A 20,057-nucleotide genomic window follows, 5' to 3' on the forward strand; every position below is an offset into this window, starting at 1 on the left:
TTTATTGCGATTTTACGATTAATGTTTTTAAATTTTTTTAACAACAATCTCCTTTTATAGAAATATCTTGATTTAGAAATTGCAACATAGTTTCTTTCATTTTTGTCCAATTCTCGGTGTTTATGCAATAGCAAACACTTGTTCCTTCTACATTTCCTTTAATGAGTCCTAAATTTTTTAATTCCTTTAAATGTTGAGAAATTGTAGGTTGCGCAAGACCAATTTCGTTTACCAAATCGCCACAATAACAAGCGTCTATTTTAAAGAGTTGTTGTAAAATAGCCACTCTTGCAGGATGCCCAAAAACTTTTGCGAATAAGGCAATTTCATTTTGTAAGTCGGTAAACATTTCGGTTTTTGCTAATCCCATTTCTTGTTTAATTTATTAATTGCAATGTTACGATTAAAGTTTAAATTGACAAATAAAAATTAAATATTTTTTAGTCTTTTTTGTGTTTGCTAGCGTGTATTATAAAAATCAGTTATATTGATTCCTATGCGATTTGTTATTAAATATTTCTCATGTCAGTTCGAGTGATTTTAATGAAGCGGTAGCGTAATAAAAATTGTATCGAGAACTTTTTTTGAATTTGAAATTTATTTACACGGAATAATTATTTGTAAACCGTTTAACAAAAAAACCACCTCAAAAGAGATGGTTTTAAATATTTAAAAACACTTAATGTTTACATATAATCTTCAATTGGGCTACAAGAACAAATTAAATTTCTGTCTCCAAAAGCATCATCAACTCTTCTAACAGTTGGCCAGAATTTGTTATCAGCAATATAGTCTAAAGGAAAAGCAGCTTGTTTTCTAGAATATGGTAATGTCCATTCATCCGCAGTTAACATTTCTTGTGTGTGTGGCGCATTTTTTAAAGGATTATTTTCATCTTCTTTTGTTGCTTCATCAATTTCTTTTCTAATAGAAATCATTGCATCACAAAAGCGATCTAATTCAGCCATACTTTCAGATTCTGTAGGCTCAATCATCATAGTTCCGCCTACAGGAAAAGAAACAGTTGGCGCATGAAAACCATAATCCATTAAACGTTTTGCAATATCTACAACTTCAATTCCGTTGTTTTTAAAACCTCTACAATCAATAATCATTTCGTGAGCAGCTCTTCCTTTTTCTCCTGTGTATAAAGTTGGATAAAATTCGTTTAAACGCTCTTTAATATAGTTTGCATTTAAAATTGCCATTTTAGTAGCATTTTTTAATCCTCTAAAACCAAGCATTGTAATATATCCGTAAGAAATTAAACACACTAATGCAGAACCCCAAGGAGCTGCAGAAATTGCTGTAATTGCATTTTCTCCACCAGTTTTTACAACAGGATTTGTAGGTAAAAAAGGCGCTAATTGAGGAGCAACACAAATTGGGCCAACTCCAGGACCTCCACCACCATGCGGAATTGCAAATGTTTTGTGTAAGTTTAAGTGACAAACATCAGCCCCAATTGTTGCAGGATTTGTTAAGCCAACTTGTGCATTCATATTTGCGCCATCCATATAAACTTGTCCGCCGTTTTCATGAATAACATTTGTAATATCTTTAATTCCGGTTTCAAAAACTCCATGAGTTGAAGGATATGTAACCATTAAAGCAGCTAAATTTTTAGAATGGATTTCTGCCTTTTCTTTTAAATCTTCGAAGTCGATATTTCCTCTTTCATCTGTTTTTGTTACCACAACTTTCATCCCAGCCATTACTGCGGAAGCAGGATTTGTTCCATGTGCAGAAGCAGGAATTAAACAAATATTTCTATGAGAATCTCCTCTACTTTCATGATACGCTCTAATAACCATTAAACCTGTAAATTCACCTTGTGCACCAGAGTTTGGTTGTAAAGAGGTTGCAGAGAAACCAGTAATAATATTTAATTGATGTTCTAATTTTTTAAGTACTTCTTGATATCCTTCTGCTTGATTTAAGGGCACAAAAGGGTGAATATTTCCCCATTGTGGATTGCTTAAAGGCAACATTTCTGAAGCGGCATTTAGTTTCATTGTACAAGAACCTAAAGAAATCATAGAATGATTTAAAGCTAAATCTTTGCGCTCTAATTTTTTAATATAACGCATCATTTCTGTTTCAGATTGATACGTATTAAATACCTCATTTTCTAAAAAAGGAGTGTTTCTCAATAAATTTTCTGGAAGTACCTTAATTGGTAAAGGTAAATCGCCACTTTTTACATTAAAAGCTTGTTCAAAGCAATGTACGATTGCTTTTATTTCTTTAATTCCGGCAGTTTCATTGATAGAAATAGAAACATGATTTTCATCAACATAATTAAAATTGATGTTATTTGCTTCTGCAACCTTTTTTAATTTAGCAGCCTCAACTTCAACTAAAATGGTATCAAAATAAGATGTGTTTAATTGTTTAAAACCTAAATCTTCTAAAATTATTGCGAGTGTTTTTGTGTTTGTGTGCACATAATCAGCAATAAATTTCAATCCATCTTTTCCATGATAAACAGCATACATTCCTGCCATAACAGCCAATAAAACTTGTGCTGTACAAATGTTTGAAGTTGCTTTTTCTCGCTTAATATGTTGCTCTCTAGTTTGCAAAGCCATTCTTAAAGCTCTGTTGCCATTTTTGTCTTTGGTAACACCAATAATTCTTCCAGGAATACTTCTTTTATAAGTGTCTTTTGTGGCAAAATATCCTGCATGAGGACCTCCATAACCTAAAGGAATTCCAAAACGTTGCGTTGTTCCAACAACAACATCAACCCCAAATTCTGCTGGCGCTTTTAACCTTACTAAAGATAAAATATCTGCAGCAACAGCAACTTTTATATTTTTTTCATTTGCTTTGGCAACAAAATCTGCATAGTCAAATACTTGTCCGTATTTTCCTGGATATTGTAAAATTGCTCCAAAAAATTCATCAGAAAAATTAAATTCTTCGTGATTTCCAACAACTAATTCAATGCCAATAGGAATTGAACGAGTTTGTAAAACAGATAATGTTTGAGGTAGAATTTCATCAGAAACAAAAAACTTATTTACATTATTTTTCTTTTGACTTCTTTCTCTAACATCAAACAATAAAGCCATTGCTTCTGCAGCAGCAGTACTTTCATCTAACAAAGAAGCATTTGCCAATTCCATTCCAGTTAAATCGCAAATCATCGTTTGATAATTTAACAACGCTTCTAATCTACCTTGTGCAATTTCTGCTTGATAAGGAGTATAAGCTGTGTACCAACCCGGATTTTCTAAAATATTTCGTTGAATAACACTTGGCACAATTGCTTCATGATATCCTAAACCAATATAGCTTTTAAAGACTTTATTTTTTTCTGATAGTTCTTTAATATGAGCTAAATACTCATATTCGCTCATTGCAGGATCTAAATTTAATTCTTCTTTTAATCTAATTTTTTCTGGAACAGTCTCATTAATTAACTGATTTAAACTATCAACTTTAATTGCTGATAACATTTTTTCTTGTTCCTTTTTATTGGGTCCAATATGTCTTAGTTGAAACGAATTTGTGTTCATTTAAAGTTTTTTATATGTCTTTTTTCAATCGATGAAGTTGATTGCTGATTTGAATTTACTGAGGCAAAAATAATCATTTCATAAAGTTTGAACTTCATCAAAAACAGTTAAAAAAGGATTAATTATCAACCAAAAGTGAATGTTATGAACATAAACTTTATTTTTGCTGCATGAAGGTTTTAAAAACTATTTTAAATTTTTATATAAACGCGAGTATTCACGTAGCTTTAGCTGTATATGCTTTTGTGAGAATTACAGAAATTTATTTTAAACTTTCGTATAATGAAAACCTCGATTATTTTATCTTTTATGGCACAATTACGGGTTACAATTTTGTAAAATATGCTGGTGTTGCAAAACTGCATCACAAAAGGTTAACAAAAGGCTTAAAAATTATACAAATTTTTTCTTTGGGATGCTTTTTTGCCATGTGTTATTATGGCCATTTAATTGATTTTAAAACTTTGCTTCTTTCAGTGCCTTTCACCTTATTAACAGTGTTGTATGCAGTTCCTTTTTTAAGCGGATTTGATAAAAATTTAAGAGAAATTAGTTATTTAAAAATTATTGTAGTTGCCTTTGTTTGGGCTGGATTTACTGTTTTAATTCCGGTTTTTGATGCAGAAAAAGAATTTAGTTTGTCAGTCGTTTTTACTATAATTCAGCGGTTTTTAATAGTTCTTGTTCTAATTCTTCCTTTTGATATAAGAGATATGAAATTTGACGCCATTTCTTTGCAAACAATTCCGAAGAAAATAGGTGTAGAGCAAACAAAGAAATTAGGACTAACATTACTCGTTTTTTCGTTGGTTTTAGAGTTTATGTCATCCACAGAAATTACAACGAAGAGTCCTTTTATGATGTTCTTTTTTTTATTGACTATTTTCTTGATGAGAGCTAAAATTAAGCAACCAAAATACTATAGTTCTTTTTGGGTTGAGTCTTTGCCAATTGTTTGGTGGTTAATTCTTTTAGGATTTCATAATTTTTAAGCTAAAAAAACCTTTTTCTTATGAAGTCTTTATTGATATATAACTAAAGAAATTGATTTCGTAAAAATTTTAAAAAAGCTTCATAATTCCCTACTATCTTTGTAGATTTACAGCTTAAATTCAACCAAGATTCTTACAAATGATTACCACAAAAAGAAATTATATTTTCGATTTTGATAGTACTTTAACAAGAGTAGAAGCTTTAGATGTTTTAGCAGAAATTACGTTAAAAGATAATCCTAATAAAGATAAAATTATTCAAGAAATAATTGATATTACCAATTTAGGCATAGATGGCGAAATATCTTTTACAGAATCTTTAGAAAGAAGAATTAAATTACTAAATGCTAATGAAGCAGATTTAGCCAATTTAGTAAATGCTTTAAAAAAACAAGTATCAAAATCCATAGAAAGTAATAAAGAATTTTTCGAAAATTATGCAGATGATATTTATGTTATTTCCTGCGGATTTAAAGAATTTATAGATCCTATTGTAGCACAATACAATATACCTTCAGAAAGAGTTTTTGCAAATACTTTTGAGTTTGCGAATGATGGAAAAATTATTGGCTTTGATGCTAATAATCCATTATCTCAGCATAACGGAAAAATAAAGTGTTTAAAAGACATGGAACTAGAAGGAGAAATACAAGTTATTGGCGATGGTTATAGCGATTATGTAACTCGAAAAGCGGGTGTAGCAGATAAATTTTTTGCTTACACAGAAAACGTTTCTAGAGTAAAAACTACAGAAAACGCAGATTTCATTGCCCCAAATTTAGACGAATTTTTATACGTAAACAAGTTGCCAAGAAATATCTCATACCCAAAGAATAGAATTAAAATTTTATTATTAGAAAACGTACATCCAGATGCTTTTACAAAGTTATCTACAGATGGCTTTTCTGTAGAAACTGTTTCTAAAAGTTTATCCGAAGATGAATTAATAGAAAAAATTAAAGATGTACACGTTTTAGGAATTCGTTCTAAAACAAATGTTACGCAAAAAGTAGTTGATGCTGCAGACAAACTAATGGTAGTAAGTGCATTTTGCATTGGTACCAAACAAATTGATTTAGAGGCTTGTAAAGAAAAAGGAGTTGTTGTTTTTAATGCACCTTACAGTAATACACGTTCTGTTGTAGAATTGGCTATTGGCGAGATTATTATGTTAATGCGTAGTGTTTTTCAAAGAAGTACAGAAATACATAATGGTCAGTGGAATAAAACTGCAGAAGGTTCAAGAGAAGTTCGTGGTAAAAAACTAGGAATTGTAGGTTATGGTAATATTGGTAAGCAATTATCAATTTTGGCAGAAGGCTTAGGAATGGATGTATATTATTATGATGTAGAAGATACTTTAGGATTAGGAAATGCTACAAAAGTTGACAAGTTAGAAGATTTATTAGCACTATCTGATGTGGTAACTTTACATATTGATGACAATGCAGCTAACAAGAATTTTATTGGAGAAAAAGAAATTTCTCAAATGAAAGATGGCGCGTATTTAGTAAACTTAGCAAGAGGTTTTGTTGTTGATATTCCTGCATTAGTTACAGCTTTAAAAAGCAAAAAATTAGCTGGAGCTGCAATTGATGTGTATCCAGAAGAACCAGCAAAAAATGGTGAATTCTTCTCTGATTTACAAGGATTACCAAACGTAATTTTAACACCTCATGTTGGTGGAAGTACTGAAGAAGCGCAAAGAGATATTGCAGATTTTGTGCCAAGTAAAATTATGGCATATATAAATTCTGGAAATACAGTTGATGCTGTAAACTTTCCAAATATTCGTTTGCCAAGACAAATAAAATCACACAGATTCTTACATATTCACAAGAATGTACCTGGTGTAATGGCAAAAATTAATAAGATTTTAGCTAAATACGAATTAAATATTTCTGGTCAGTATTTATCTACAGATCCAAAAGTTGGTTACGTAATTACAGATTTAGATAAAGAATATAACAAAGAAGTTATCGAAAAATTAAGAAATGTAGAAGGTACAATTAAGTTTAGAGTTCTATATTAAACTAATCTACATTATTGCGAGTAACAAAGCAATCTTTTAAATAATAGTAGCCTTTCAATGTTTAGTTGAAAGGCTATTTTTTTGAAGCTATTTCCAGCTTTCAACTATATCTTTTTTTCGTTCCTCAAAAAAGGATGCCGTTTCAATCTGGGCTAAGCTTGTTTATAGCTATTTGATTTGAAGTCTAAAGCTTTATGCTTTCTTTCAAGTCAATAATCATTTTGTCTTTTATACCTAAATAACGTTTACTTCCTAAATATCTATTTTTATTAAACTCGTCATAATTTGGTTGAGAAGCATCCATAGAACTCAAATGCACGTTACCAGAAGAATGAATAAACTCCATTTTATCATTTCCTAACCAAATACCAACATGTACAACGCGTTGTTTTTTTTCTGATGTTGCTTTTGTTCCAAAAAACAGTAAATCTCCTTTCTGTAAATCTTTAAAGTTTAATTGATCATCTACAATTTTACCTGCATTTATTTGTTGAGAAGCATCTCTAGGAATGATAAAACCATTCATTAAATATACCATTTTTGTAAATCCGCTACAATCCATTCCTTTAGATGAAGTTCCGCCCCATAGATAAGGAAAACCTGTGAAATTTTTAGCAACAACTTCAATATTTTCTTTGGATGATCCTAAGTTTTCTAACCATGAATCATAAATTACAGCTTCCTCTTTTTTGATAAAACCTGTTCTATTATCAGGATATTTTACTTCATAAAATTGATTATCTTCAGAAATGTATTGTAAAAGTCCGCCTAAAGTAATATCAGAAATAATGTTGGTTTCATTTTTTTTATCAGTAAAAACATATCCAAAATTTTTGGTAAAAAGCACTTTTTTTGTTTGATTCCAAGTATCAATTTCTTCTTTATTCATTAATTGAATTCCGCCTTTATCAACCCAAGAAATATAATTATCAGGAGTTTGAATTCTATAAAAATCACCTTTTTTATCTAATACTTTTAAAGCCATTCCTAACAAACCTTGTGTGCCCAATTCTGCAGAATGTTTTGGGTTTGATCTTATATTTATTACAGAATTTCTAGCAACTGCAAAAGTTTTAATTCCTACTGCAGAATCTGGTAAAACACGTACATTATTTGCGAATTCTAATTCTCTTTTTTTTAAACTATCTAAAAGTATCGAGAATGCTTTTTTAGAAGTGGTTTCTCCTTCTAAAATAAGTTGATTATCTTTCAGTTTAAAATTGATATCAAATAATTCAACACGTTTATCAGGCGCAAATTCTGATTTTAGTTTTGCATGAATATTCTCAAGTTCAGGAATTATTTCTGAATTATTTTTACAAGAGAAGAGTGCAATCAATACTAAAAACGAAAAGTATTTTAAGATTTTCATTAGAATAAATTTTATGCTAAAATACAAAACAAAATTCTGTTTTATAAAATGAAGAAAATCATTTAACATCTCTTTAATTTATTTAATTGTGGGGCGATAGCCAAGGAGTTTAATTCCCCAAGTTTTGACTGGAAATGTAACATATTTGTTTTCGAAGCAAACCTAGTACTCTTGGAGCGAGGTTGTAGATTAAATTATGAAATTAGCATCTAAATATTGAAATCTCAAAAGGATTGTTTTATATTTGGGATAAATCATTTTTATTGTCGATGAATTATCAAAACACATTAGCTTTTGCACAACAGCAAGATAAAGAGGATAGACTTTCTTATTTGCGAAATCGATTTCATATTCCTAAAGATAAAAACGGAAATGACTGGTTGTATTTTACAGGAAATTCTTTGGGTTTACAGCCAAAATCAACAAAAGAATATATCAATCAAGAATTAGAAGATTGGGCAAATTTAGGAGTAGAAGGCCATTTTGAAGCTAAAAATCCGTGGTTACATTATCACGAATATTTAACAGATAAAATGGCTAAAATTGTGGGTGCAAAGCCAGTAGAAGTTGTGGTGATGAATACCTTAACAACCAACTTACATCTGTTAATGGTGTCATTTTACAGGCCTACAAAAACAAAATACAAAATTGTAATTGAGTCAGATGCTTTTCCTTCAGATAGATATGCTGTGCAATCTCAATTAAAATTTCACGGTTTTTCTGAGGATGATGTCATTGAATGGAAACCAAGAAAAGGAGAAGAATTATTAAATATTGATGATTTAGAAAAAATCGTTGCTACACAAGGTGATGAAATTGCTTTGTTGTTAATTGGAGGTGTAAATTATTACACAGGTCAGTATTTGGATCTTAAAAAAATCGCAGAAATTGGGCACTCAAAAAACTGTGTAGTTGGTATTGATTTAGCTCACGGAGCTGGAAATATTCAACCAAATTTACACGATTCAAATGTAGATTTTGCAGCTTGGTGTACCTACAAATATTTAAACTCTGGTCCAGGAAGTTTAGCGGGTTTATTTGTACACGAAAAACATTCTAAAAATAAAGATTTACCACGTTTTGCAGGTTGGTGGAATCATAACAAATCTACTCGTTTTAATATGCGAATGCCTTTTGATGTTATGGAAGGTGCAGAAGGCTGGCAATTGTCAAATCCACCAATATTATCTATGGCAGCCATAAAAGCATCTTTAGATTTATTTGATGAAATTGGGATGGATGTTTTAAGAGAAAAATCAGAAAAATTAACTGGTTATTTCGAGTTTTTAATCAATGAAATAGGTGCAGATAGCATCAAAATTATCACACCAAAAAATCCGAAAGAAAGAGGTTGTCAATTATCCATTCAAGTTAAAAATGCGGATAAAAGTTTACACCAAAAATTAACAGAAAAAAATATTATTACAGATTGGCGAGAGCCAGATGTAATTCGTTGTGCGCCAACACCAATGTACAATTCGTTTGAAGATGTATATAAAATGGTTACAATTTTAAAGGATCTTTTATGAGAAAGAACATCTTAATTATTTTACTGACTTTACAGTCTCTTGTAACTTTTTCTCAAAATAAATATTTGTCTGATTTCAATTATTTTTGGGAAACCATCCAAATGGAATATGCTTATTTTGATGTAAAACAAACCAATTGGCAAAAGGTAAAAGAGGTATATAGCAAACGTCTAAATTCGATAAAAGAAGATTGGGAGTTTACCTATTTAATAGAGTTAATGAAACACGAACTTTATGATGCACACTTTACCTTAAATAAAAATCTGGCTTTTTCATTTCGATTAATTCCTAATGATGTTGATGCTTTTGTATCTATAAAGAATAATAAATATTACATTAAAGACATCAGACAAAATTATACAATCACAAATTTTAATCTAAAAATTGGTGACGAAATTGTAAAAATGAATGGAGTTAATTTTGCTGATATTGTACAATTGAACTTACCTAAATCTATAGAAAGTCCAGACCATAAAGTAAAAGAGTATTTTGCCAATTTAATTTTTGCAGGTAGGCATGATAAACCAAGAAAAATTAAAGTTTTACGTAATGGTAAATTCATCATTTTAAAACTGCCAAAACCTAATCTTAAAAAATACAATTCAACACTTTTAGATTATAAATTGCTGCCAGAAAATATTGGTTATATTAGAATTAATAATTCTTTGGGTAATAATAATGTTATTAAGCAATTTCCGAAAATTGTAGATAGTTTACAAAATAGTAAAGCTATTATAATCGATTTAAGAAATACTGCAAATGGTGGTAACACAGATGTTGCAAAATCAATTATGGGCAAATTTGTAAAAGAAGAAATGCCTTATCAAATTCACGAAAGAGTAGGTTTAGAAAGAGAATTTGGCATCAAAAGAAAATATATAGAACTATTATCGCCACTTAAAAATCCGTATACAAAACCAGTTTATGTTTTGGTAAGCAGATGGACAGGTAGTGTTGGCGAAGCCATTGCACAAGGTTTTTCTAATATGAATAACGTAACAGTTGTAGGTACAACAATGGCAAAATTATTAGGTGCAATTAAGTGCAAACAATTGCAGAATTCAGGAATCAGATTTTGCTATCCTTTTGAGAAATTATACAATGTAAATGGTTTACCTAGAGAATATTTTAAACCAGATTTTACAACAAATAGTTATAAAGAAACGTATTTAAAAGCCTTAGAATTAATTGATGAACAAACAAGATAAAATACTGATTATAGGAGCAGGTTTATGTGGCTCTTTACTCGCCTTAAGATTAGCACAAAAGGGCTATAAAATAGAATTGTATGAAAGCAGACCAGATTTAAGAAAGGTTGATATTTCTGCAGGTAGATCTATAAATTTAGCATTATCAGATAGAGGTTTAAAAGCTTTACGATTATGTGGAATGGAAGAAAAAGCCAAAGAAATTAGCATACCAATGTATGGCAGATTAATGCACGACAAAGAAGGCAATACTTTTACTTCTAATTATTCTGGTAGAGAAGGTGAGTACATCAACTCAATTTCTAGGGGAGATTTAAATGCTATTTTGTTAGATGAAGCCGAAAAGCACGAAAATGTAAACATTCATTTTAATAGCGGATGTGAGAGTGTAGACATAGAAAATACCATTGCACATTTTAAAGATTATAAAAGTAAAAGAAAGTTTTTTGTAAAAGCCGATGTTATTTTTGGTGCAGATGGTGCAGGATCTGCTTTAAGAAAAAGCTATATTTCTGAGCGTAAATTTTTGTTTAGTTATTCGCAAAACTATTTAAATCACGGCTATAAAGAATTAGAAATTCCTGCTGATAATTCAGGAAATCACCAAATAAGCAAAAGTCATTTACACATTTGGCCAAGAGGCGATTTTATGTTAATTGCCTTACCAAATTTAGATGGCAGTTTTACAGTAACACTCTTTTTAAGTTATAATGAAGGCGAATATAATTTCGAGAATTTAACAAATACAGAAAAGATAAATGAGTTTTTCGAAAAAGAATTTCCAGATGCTTTAGCGTTAATTCCCAATATAAAAAAGGAGTTTTCACACAATCCAACAGGAGCTTTAGGCACCGTAAAATGTTCTCCTTGGTCTTATCTTAACAAAACTTTGTTAATTGGTGATGCTGCTCACGCAATTGTTCCTTTTTACGGACAAGGAATGAACGCTTCTTTCGAAGATGTTTTTGTGTTTGATGAAATACTAAATCAAGAATTATCAGATTGGAAATCTGTTTTTAAAGCTTATGAAAAAGCAAGAAAAAAAGACACAGATGCCATTGCAGATTTGGCGATTGATAATTTTTACGAAATGAGAGATCACGTTGCAAATCCGTTGTTTAAAGAAAAAAGAAAAATTGAAATGGATTTAGAAAAAATGTTTCCAAATCAATATTTTTCTAAATATTCTTTAGTTACATTCAACGAAAATATAGGCTATAATGAAGCTATGAAAAGAGGTAGAGCACAAGATAAAGCTTTGTTGAATTTAATTGCAGATGATGAAGTCCACACGCATTTAAATATGACAAGAGAAGAACTAAGAACTATTTTAGACAAAGTAATTCACGAAACAGATAAAATATTAGAAGAAGATAAAATTGCAGGATTGTAGTTTTTTTAGAAGCTATTTCCTGCTTTCCATTATATCTTTTTTCTGAAAAAGAAAAAAGGATGCCATTTCAATCAGGGCTAAACCTATTTATAAAAACTATTGAATTTTGCTATCAATAGAAAATTTAAAAACTATAATGAATACTTACATTATTTTATTACGTGGAATTAATGTCTCAGGTAAAAACAAAATTCCGATGGCAGATTTACGAGATTTATTAAACAGTTTAGGTTTTCAAAAAGTAAAAACATACATCCAAAGTGGAAATATTATTTTAGAATCAAGTAAAACAAAATCAGTAACTTGTGAAATGATAAATGTTGGTATTAAAGATAAATTTGGTTTTGATGTTCCTGTAATTGCAAGAACAATTCTAGAATGGGAAAAAGCAATTAACAATTATCCTTTTTCAAAACAAAACGAAAAAATAGTTGCTTTTACGTTTTTAGACAAAGCATCAGAAATTACAGAAATTGAAATTAAAAATGTTGGAGAAGATGAATATAAAATAAATGGAGATGTAGTTTATTTAAACTGTCCGTCAACATTTGCAAAAACAAAAATTTCTAATAATTTATTAGAAAAAAAGTTACAAGTAATTGCAACAACAAGAAATTTAAGAACAACTTTAAAGTTGTTAGAGTTAGCAAAAGACCTTACAGGTTTTTGAAATCAGTGAAGTCTACTAAAAAGGGTATGAAATACGAAGTACTAGAATCAAATAATTATTATCATATTTTCAATCAAGGAAATAATGGAGAGAATATTTTTATTGAGGATATAAATTATTTATATTTTTTTGTCTTGACAAAGAAATATATTCACCCAATAGCATCGATTTTATCTTGTCGTTTATTTAAAAAATATTTTTATTTTTTAATACAAATAAAAGATGTAGTTGCTATTTCTACTTTTTTAGAAAACACAATTAAGAAAAATTAATATGATTAAAATCTTTCGAAATATCAGACATAACCTTCTTAATGAAGGGAAAAACGTAAAATATTTCAAATATGCAATTGGAGAAATCTTTTTGGTGGTAATTGGTATTTTAATTGCACTTCAAATAAACAATTGGAATGAAAATAGAAAGAGTGATGCTATTAGAAAGAATTATTATGCTCAAATTTTACAAGATTTAGGCAAAGATTACATTTTTCTTAGAGGTAATATTAGTTGGCTAAATGCTAATATAACACTCTACAAAAAATATCAAGAAGATTTTGCAAAACAAAAAAGTGTAAAGGACCTTATTATTAGATCGGGTAAACTTAATTATTATTTTAAGTATATAAAATTTAATGTAAATACGATAGAAACTCTTCAAAATACAGGTGATATTAAATTAATTCCCACTGAAATAAGGAACAAATTAATCGATTTAAAAAGGTTACAAGATATTCAAGTAAATACAGCATCAGGTAATTATGATAGTTTTATGAAAGAGTTTATGAATGCAACAAAATTAGGATTCATGCCAAATGTGTTTGATAAACTTATTAAAAGTAATCAGTCAAATCAATTATATAAAGATTTAAAAGTTGAAGATAATTTTTCTAAAATTGCTTTAATTATCAATTCTGCGTATAGTCTTAAAGATATTACAGAGCAAGAACAATTAAAAAGTTCTACACTTATGTTAGCGTCTATCAATAATTTATTCAATCTGATAAATGAGGAATTGGGCAATCCTTATGCGAACATAGAAAGTGTAACCAATAGTTTATTAAAACTAGAAACACTAATAGAATCTGGTAAAACGATTGATGAGATTATTGCAGTTATAAAAAAACAAGATAAAAATGCACCAGTTTATGATATCTCTGAAAGTTATATAAATGCATTAGGATATTGGTATATAAATACTGCAAAAAACAATAAAGATGCCCTAAAAATTTTTAAATTAAATACAGAATTATATCCTAAAGCTTGGAATACTTATGATAGTTATGGTGAGTGTTTATTGCTGTTGGGAGATACAGAAAATGGAATTAAAGCATATAAAAAGTCTTTAGAATTAAACCCTAAGAATCAAAGTGCTCTAAAAGTACTTTCAAAATTGAAAGTAGATAATTAAAAATAGAGCAAATAAATGAAAATCCAAAACTACATAAACGGAGAATTTGAAAATTCTATTTTGGGTAATTATATAGATAATTACAATCCATCAAATGATGAGGCTTATTGTAAAATTCCAAACTCAACAAAAGAAGATGTAGAGAAGTAGGTTTTGAAGCATTTAAGAATTAAAATATTTAAAGTTTATTTTCAATTTTTGAATTATTCAATATTAAAATTAATAATATGAATAAAGAAATAAAAGAAAAAATCATTCAAGTTTGTAATGATAAAATTACTAAAAAAGGAGAAAATGTAGGTTTATCATTTTACGCTTTTTTTAAGAATAAAAATGATAACCCAAAATTATTAATGGAAGTTGCAAAATGGTGGATTGAAACTCATCAATTAGATCATTTTGAAAAAGCAACTAAGATTAAACAAATGATTTTGAATAGTAAATAAGAATGAAGATGTTTAGAATTAAGATAATTTTGACGACCTTACATGCGTCTTGATTCTTGTTTCTAAAAATCAAAAAAAATCTAAAGAATATGAGCAACTTAGTACAGCCTTTAAATTTTAAAAAATGGATTGACGAAAATCGTCATTTATTAAAACCGCCAGTTGGTAACAAACAAGTTTGGAAAAATGGCGAATATATTGTTATGGTTGTTGGTGGGCCAAATAACAGAAAAGATTATCATTATAACGAAACTCCAGAATTTTTCTATCAAGTTGAAGGAGATATGATTTTAAAAATCATTGACGATAAGGGAAAAATGATGGATGTAGAAATAAACGAAGGTGATATTTATTTATTGCCAGCAAAAGTGCCACATTCGCCACAGAGAAAAGCAAATACTGTTGGTTTGGTAATTGAATATCCGCGTTCTAAAAAAATGTTAGATGCTTTAGAATGGTATTGTGAAAAATGTGGAAATCAGTTATACAGAGAAGAATTTAAGTTAGATAATATTGAAACAGATATGCCAATTATTTTTGATAATTTTTATTCTGATATAAAAAAATGTACTTGTGATAAGTGTGGAGAAATTATGGAAGCACCCAAAAAAGTAAGCAATTAATCAATAGTAGTTTTTTTAGTTAGTACTTTTTTTTTGAATCTTTTTAATTTTTCAATCTTTAATAAATAATGAAACGTAAACTACGCATAAACGGCCATTCACATTTATTACCTTATCCAGAAGAAATTCCTCAATTTATGAAGGAAAAAGAAATTTTTTGGGTAGATAATGAACGTAAACATATGTTGCAAAAAGGTTGGAAACGACCTGTAACAGATTCTAGTTTTTTCTTAGACGAAAAATTACTTTGGATGGAAAAAAATAAAATAGATCATGCTGTTGTTTTAAATCTTTCTCAACTTTATGGTAATGGATTGCGTTTAGAAGAAATGAAAAAAGCCTTGCGTTTTCAGAATGATTTTAATGCAAAAGTTCAACACAATCATCCTTCTAAATTTACTTGTGGTTTTGTGATTCATCCAGGATTTATTTATGGTGCTTTAGACGAAATGAAACGTTGTGTAGAAGAATTAGGTTTAAAAGTGTTGTGTTTGCCAACACATTTTATGGATTCTATTGGGCAATGGCGTTGTGTTTTTGATGAAGAAAATGACCGAATTTTTGAATTGGCAAACAAGTATAAATTAGCCATTGAAATTCATCCTTATGATGGAGATAAAATGATAAAACTAGAAAATACAAACTGGCGTTTTCACCTAATTTGGATGTTAGCTCAATGTGGAGATGCGTATCATTTTTATACTTTAAATGGCATGCAAGAACGTTATCCAAATATTAGAACTTGTTTTGCACATGGAGGTCAATTAGCACAAATGAATTTAGGAAGAAGAATTCAAGGTTTTGATGGAAGACCAGATTTATTTGAAGGTAAAATACATCCTAGAAAAGCAGTTGGACATAAAAACATTTTCTTTGATACATTGGTTCATGATACAGATTCTTTAGGCTTAATGTTTAAAAGACAGGGTACAAAACAAGTGTTAATGGGTTTAGATGATCCTTATCCTTTAGGAGAAATGGAAAGTGATAAACAATCATCTTATCCTGGAAAAATTTTAGATTTAGCTGTAGAAAAAGGTATTATTTCTAATGATGAAAAAGATCAAATTTGGAAAGATAATGTTTTGCAATGGTTGTTTGGAGATGATGAAAAAGCGAAACAAAATTTAATAGATAAAATACTTTCTTAAATATTAGTTTTTTTAGTATCTAATAACAGTTTTCAGTAGCAGTTAACAGTGAGAACTGAAAACTGCGACTGAAAACTGAAAGTTATCCTTGACATAGTTTTAATACACTTTCGGCTCTTTCTAGCATAAATTTTGGATAAAATTCAATATCTATTTCTTCTTTTTTCCCTAATTCAATTGCGCGTTTTATTTCGTCACAATAGGGTTTTGTAGATTTTCCAAAAAAGCGTGCAGAGCCCATATTCCATTCTGCATTTCCTAAAATTACTCTAGGATTGTTTGGCGAAATAGCTAAAGCTTGGGCATATAATTGATTGTTTGCTCCAGATAAAGTCATGCCATATTTTTGACCATCAAAAGCAATATAACCTAAATTTAAAAGTGCTTGCGTAATTATAATTTCTGGATTATTTTTTGATATTGATTTTGCAGTATCTAAAAATTCTTGGGCTTTGGTTAATTTTGCTTTTAAAACGGCTTCATCTTTTAAACCAAAACTGCCTAATATTTCTAAAGTTGCAGCATAATAACTTGGCAACCAATTGTCTTTTTCTACAGAAGCAATTCTTTCAAAAAGTTGAGAAGCTTCAGTTGTATTACCTTTTTCCCATAATCCAAATGCTTTTTGCATTCCTGTTTGATAATTTGTTTGCGCAGAAATCCCTGTCGCAATGAAAATTGCGATGATAATTGTAAATTTTTTCATGATGTAAAAGTTTAAGTTTTTGTTGTAAACTCTAGAAAAGAGTGTTAATAATTAGGTTTTTTTATTTTACTATTATAGTTAGTTCGGTATCTTTTGATACTTCAAATTTTGCATCTTTATATTTTGGAGGTCCCATAAATCCTTTTGCATCATTTGATATTCCTATTGGTTCTTTTGGAATTCCTATAAAATTTGTATCCATTTTTTTATTATTATTTGCATCATGAAACGCAGAAACTGCATAAATTCCTGATGGAATATCTTTTAAAATTACGGATGCTTTTTTGTTTTCAATTTTTAGGATAGTTGCTTTTATTGGGTTTTTTAAGAAACTATCTTCTTTGTTATATAAGGCAACATATAAATTACCATTGTTAGATTTCATTCCTTTAAAATCTAAAGTAATTGTATGGTTTTCTTGTGCTGATGTTGATGAGAAGCCAATAAATATAAAAGCTGTAATTAAAAGTAATTTTTTCATGATTGTTTTTTTTTGATATTTCAAATATCTGATGTTTTTATGAGTAATTCACAAGAATAATACCGAATTGTAATTTTTTGTTTCTGAACTGTAATTATTGTTAAAATCTTACTAGTTTTTAAAGTTCTCTATTCGTTTTCTAAAAAAGCTTAGCCCTGATTGAATCTTTCGACTACGCTCAAGACAGGCTTTCTGTTTGAGCTCTTTTTATGCCGAACTCGTTTTAATATCTCTTACAAATAATAAAATTAATTTAAAATATAAATAGATGCTGAAATAAATTCAGCATAAAAAAGCGAGTAGTGAAAGCAGGAAATAGCTTCTAATAATATTATAAATTATTTAACTGATTTGTTTTTTTATTATCGCTAATTGTCCAGAAAAAACCTACAAAAAAGAAGCGATCTGCATTAGGTATAATTGCTTGTCTATCGAAATTACCATTATTATCTGGCGTGTTTTTGTAATTATAACCAAATACATTTTTGGTTCCTAAGGCATTATTTACAGAGAAATATAAGATTTTTTGTTGATTTATTAAATACGCCCAATTTAAACTTAATGAGTTGTAGTTTTTTGTTTTATTATTTAAAAAACCAGGTTTGTTTGGGTTTGTATAATTTCTGCCAGAAGCAAAATTATAGCTAAAACCAACTTGACTTTTCCAATCTTCAATCCAATGTTTTGTAACAAGAGATAGGTTGTGCTTTGCTGCAAAATTAGGAGTTGCAGAGGTTGTGTAGTTTCTGTAATTTCTTTTTGTGTCTAAATATGAGTAAGAAACCCAATAATCTGTGTTTTTAATTTTACCATTTTGTCTCCAAAAAACATCAATTCCTTTTGCATAACCATTTCCGTTGTTATTAAAAGTGCTGTTAAAAGTTGGCTGAGTTTCATTGTATTTTACCAAATTGTTATAATCTTTATAATAGGCTTCTATTCTAAAAATTTGCCCTTGTTTTGTTGCTTGATAATTGGCAATAAAATGCGATGTGTTTTCTGATTTAAAGTTGTTATAAAATTTTAAATAGTTGCTTTTTGGATTTTGATAAAACTGACCATAAGCAAAAGAAAATTGAGAATTTTTACTTGATTTATAAGAAATTGAAGCTCTTGGTGATAAGGTAAACTCATTTAATAAGCCTGTGTTTTCTGCTCTAACACCAATTTTAGTTGCTAAATTTTTAGAAAAGAAAATATCTGTTTCTATAAATGAAGCGAATATGTTGTTGCTAAATCCGTATTCGAATTTTGATGCATTTATTGGTGTGTAATTTTCATTATAATCGCTAATAAAATATTCTGAACCAAAGTTTAATTTAAATCTATTAGAAAATAGTTTTTTAAGTTTGAATTTAAAATGAGCAGAATTTTGATTGCTATTTACATTATCATCAATAATTTTTAGTTTAGAGTTGTCATTTGTAAAACTAATTCCTGTTTCAAATTTCCAATTATTGCCAAATTTATTTTTGTAAGAAGTATTAAAATATAGGTTTCTATTTTGCATTGCAAAACGAAATCCATTTGCATAATTGATGTCTTCTTGAATTACGTCAAAATCTGTATAACTATAAGCGCCATACAATTTTAGTAGAGATTCATCTTTAAATTCGTGTCTAAAAACCATTTCTCCATTAAGACTTTGAAAAGGTTTGTTCCAAGTATTTCTGTCTGGAAAAGCTTCTAAATAAGGAGATAAATTAACATATGAAGTATTGATACTAAAAGAACTTTTTTTCCAAATTTGGGTATTTCCTAATCCTAAACCAACAGTCATAAAAGCTAAATCGGTTTTTTCTTGTACAGGTTTGTCTATAGTATTTAATAATAAAACGCTTGATAAAGCTTGCCCATATTCTGCAGAATATCCGCCAGTAGAAAATGAAATTCCTTTGAATAAAAAAGGAGAATATCTACCTCTAGAAGGTATGTTATTTGTTGATGGTGTAAATGGTGTAAAAACTCTTACACCGTCTATAAAAATCTGTGTTTCTTCTGCTTCACCACCTCTTACAAATAAACGTCCATCTTCTGCTACAGTTGTTGTTCCTGGTAAGGTTTGCAAAGCGCCAACAAAATCGCCCAAAGCACTTGCAGTTGTAACAATATCTAATGGTTTTAAAACGGTAACTTTTGCTTTTTCGCCAGCTTCAAAAGTACCAGCATTTATAACAACTGCATCTAAAGAATTAACGTCATCTCTTAATTTTATTTTTAAGTTTTTGAGAGATGATACATCAGCAGTTTTAATATAAGTTTCGAAAGAAATAAAAGAAATAACCAAAGTTTGTGTTCCTTTTTCTGATGTTGAAAATGAAAATTCTCCTTTATCGTTGGTCGAAGTTCCATCGTAAGTGCCGTCTAAATAAATGTTTGCGCCTATAATAGGTTCATTTTTGTTATTAGTAACTTTTCCTGAAATTGTGTTTTGTGCAATTAAAGAAAATTGGCAAATAGTAAAAAATATAAATAGTATTCGTTTCATCAGTATTGGTTTTTGATGATACAAAGATGTAGCGT

At 29.1% G+C, this 20,057-nt stretch carries 18 protein-coding genes; 12 read left to right on the forward strand and 6 right to left on the reverse strand.

Annotation, left to right across the window (positions count from 1 at the left end; translation table 11 throughout):
* Positions 1–37: 37 nt before the first annotated feature.
* Together BLT70_RS03600 and gcvP are read right to left on the reverse strand one after the other, a co-directional pair.
* Positions 38–370 carry a helix-turn-helix transcriptional regulator gene (locus BLT70_RS03600; RefSeq protein ID WP_091891674.1) on the reverse strand — a complete coding sequence of 111 codons (333 nt, stop codon included), beginning with the start codon at positions 368–370 and terminating at the stop codon, positions 38–40.
* Positions 371–686: 316 nt separating this feature from the next.
* Complete coding sequence (gene gcvP / locus BLT70_RS03605) at positions 687–3,524, reverse strand: aminomethyl-transferring glycine dehydrogenase (RefSeq protein WP_091891676.1); 2,838 nt, start codon at positions 3,522–3,524, stop codon at positions 687–689.
* A gap of 170 nt (positions 3,525–3,694) precedes the next feature.
* Between gcvP and BLT70_RS03610 the strand changes: the two genes are divergently transcribed.
* Complete coding sequence (locus BLT70_RS03610; RefSeq protein WP_091891679.1) at positions 3,695–4,516, forward strand: hypothetical protein; 822 nt, start codon at positions 3,695–3,697, stop codon at positions 4,514–4,516.
* 139 nt (positions 4,517–4,655) lie between these two features.
* A complete protein-coding gene (serA, locus tag BLT70_RS03615) occupies positions 4,656–6,548 on the forward strand; it encodes a phosphoglycerate dehydrogenase (protein ID WP_091891681.1) in 1,893 nt (630 codons plus the stop codon).
* A 184-nt stretch (positions 6,549–6,732) separates the two neighbouring features.
* Here serA and BLT70_RS03620 read toward each other — a convergent pair whose 3' ends face one another.
* The gene (locus BLT70_RS03620; RefSeq protein ID WP_091891684.1) at positions 6,733–7,920 is read right to left on the reverse strand and encodes a C40 family peptidase; all 1,188 of its coding nucleotides are present in this window, start codon (positions 7,918–7,920) and stop codon (positions 6,733–6,735) included.
* Between the two features lie 269 nt (positions 7,921–8,189).
* Between BLT70_RS03620 and kynU the strand changes: the two genes are divergently transcribed.
* The 10 genes from kynU to BLT70_RS03665 all read left to right on the forward strand — a co-directional run bounded on the left by kynU (position 8,190) and on the right by BLT70_RS03665 (position 16,347).
* A complete protein-coding gene (gene kynU / locus BLT70_RS03625; RefSeq protein WP_091891687.1) occupies positions 8,190–9,449 on the forward strand; it encodes a kynureninase in 1,260 nt (419 codons plus the stop codon).
* Positions 9,446–10,657, forward strand: a complete 1,212-nt coding sequence (locus tag BLT70_RS03630) for a S41 family peptidase (RefSeq protein ID WP_091891690.1) — start codon at positions 9,446–9,448, stop codon at positions 10,655–10,657. The genes kynU and BLT70_RS03630 overlap by 4 nt, the downstream gene beginning before the upstream one ends.
* Positions 10,641–12,050, forward strand: coding sequence for an NAD(P)/FAD-dependent oxidoreductase (locus BLT70_RS03635; RefSeq protein ID WP_091891693.1), 1,410 nt, complete (start codon positions 10,641–10,643; stop codon positions 12,048–12,050). Before BLT70_RS03630 ends, BLT70_RS03635 begins: the two co-directional genes overlap by 17 nt.
* A gap of 136 nt (positions 12,051–12,186) precedes the next feature.
* Positions 12,187–12,720 carry a DUF1697 domain-containing protein gene (locus BLT70_RS03640; RefSeq protein WP_091891696.1) on the forward strand — a complete coding sequence of 178 codons (534 nt, stop codon included), beginning with the start codon at positions 12,187–12,189 and terminating at the stop codon, positions 12,718–12,720.
* A gap of 26 nt (positions 12,721–12,746) precedes the next feature.
* Complete coding sequence (locus BLT70_RS03645) at positions 12,747–12,992, forward strand: hypothetical protein (protein WP_091891698.1); 246 nt, start codon at positions 12,747–12,749, stop codon at positions 12,990–12,992.
* Between the two features lies 1 nt (position 12,993).
* Positions 12,994–14,127, forward strand: a complete 1,134-nt coding sequence (locus BLT70_RS03650) for a DUF6090 family protein (RefSeq protein ID WP_091891701.1) — start codon at positions 12,994–12,996, stop codon at positions 14,125–14,127.
* Positions 14,128–14,142: 15 nt separating this feature from the next.
* Positions 14,143–14,277 carry a hypothetical protein gene (locus tag BLT70_RS17505; RefSeq protein WP_302847800.1) on the forward strand — a complete coding sequence of 45 codons (135 nt, stop codon included), beginning with the start codon at positions 14,143–14,145 and terminating at the stop codon, positions 14,275–14,277.
* Between the two features lie 77 nt (positions 14,278–14,354).
* The gene (locus BLT70_RS03655; protein ID WP_091891704.1) at positions 14,355–14,573 is read left to right on the forward strand and encodes a DUF6500 family protein; all 219 of its coding nucleotides are present in this window, start codon (positions 14,355–14,357) and stop codon (positions 14,571–14,573) included.
* Between the two features lie 89 nt (positions 14,574–14,662).
* Positions 14,663–15,196 carry a 3-hydroxyanthranilate 3,4-dioxygenase gene (locus tag BLT70_RS03660; RefSeq protein WP_091891707.1) on the forward strand — a complete coding sequence of 178 codons (534 nt, stop codon included), beginning with the start codon at positions 14,663–14,665 and terminating at the stop codon, positions 15,194–15,196.
* Between the two features lie 68 nt (positions 15,197–15,264).
* Positions 15,265–16,347 (forward strand): amidohydrolase family protein, encoded by a 1,083-nt coding sequence (locus tag BLT70_RS03665; protein WP_172824379.1) that lies wholly within the window; start codon positions 15,265–15,267, stop codon positions 16,345–16,347.
* Between the two features lie 82 nt (positions 16,348–16,429).
* Here the strand turns inward: BLT70_RS03665 and BLT70_RS03670 are convergent, their stop codons facing one another.
* The 3 genes from BLT70_RS03670 to BLT70_RS03680 form a co-directional block, all read right to left on the reverse strand.
* Positions 16,430–17,053 (reverse strand): M48 family metallopeptidase, encoded by a 624-nt coding sequence (locus BLT70_RS03670; protein ID WP_091891713.1) that lies wholly within the window; start codon positions 17,051–17,053, stop codon positions 16,430–16,432.
* Between the two features lie 61 nt (positions 17,054–17,114).
* Entirely contained in the window at positions 17,115–17,534 is a 420-nt protein-coding gene (locus BLT70_RS03675) for a DUF2141 domain-containing protein (protein ID WP_091891715.1), read from the reverse strand.
* 331 nt (positions 17,535–17,865) lie between these two features.
* On the reverse strand, positions 17,866–20,022 hold the full coding sequence (locus tag BLT70_RS03680) for a TonB-dependent receptor (protein ID WP_091891718.1): 2,157 nt from the start codon (positions 20,020–20,022) through the stop codon (positions 17,866–17,868).
* Positions 20,023–20,057 lie beyond the last annotated feature (35 nt).

This window comes from Polaribacter sp. KT25b (assembly GCF_900105145.1).
GTDB lineage: Bacteria > Bacteroidota > Bacteroidia > Flavobacteriales > Flavobacteriaceae > Polaribacter.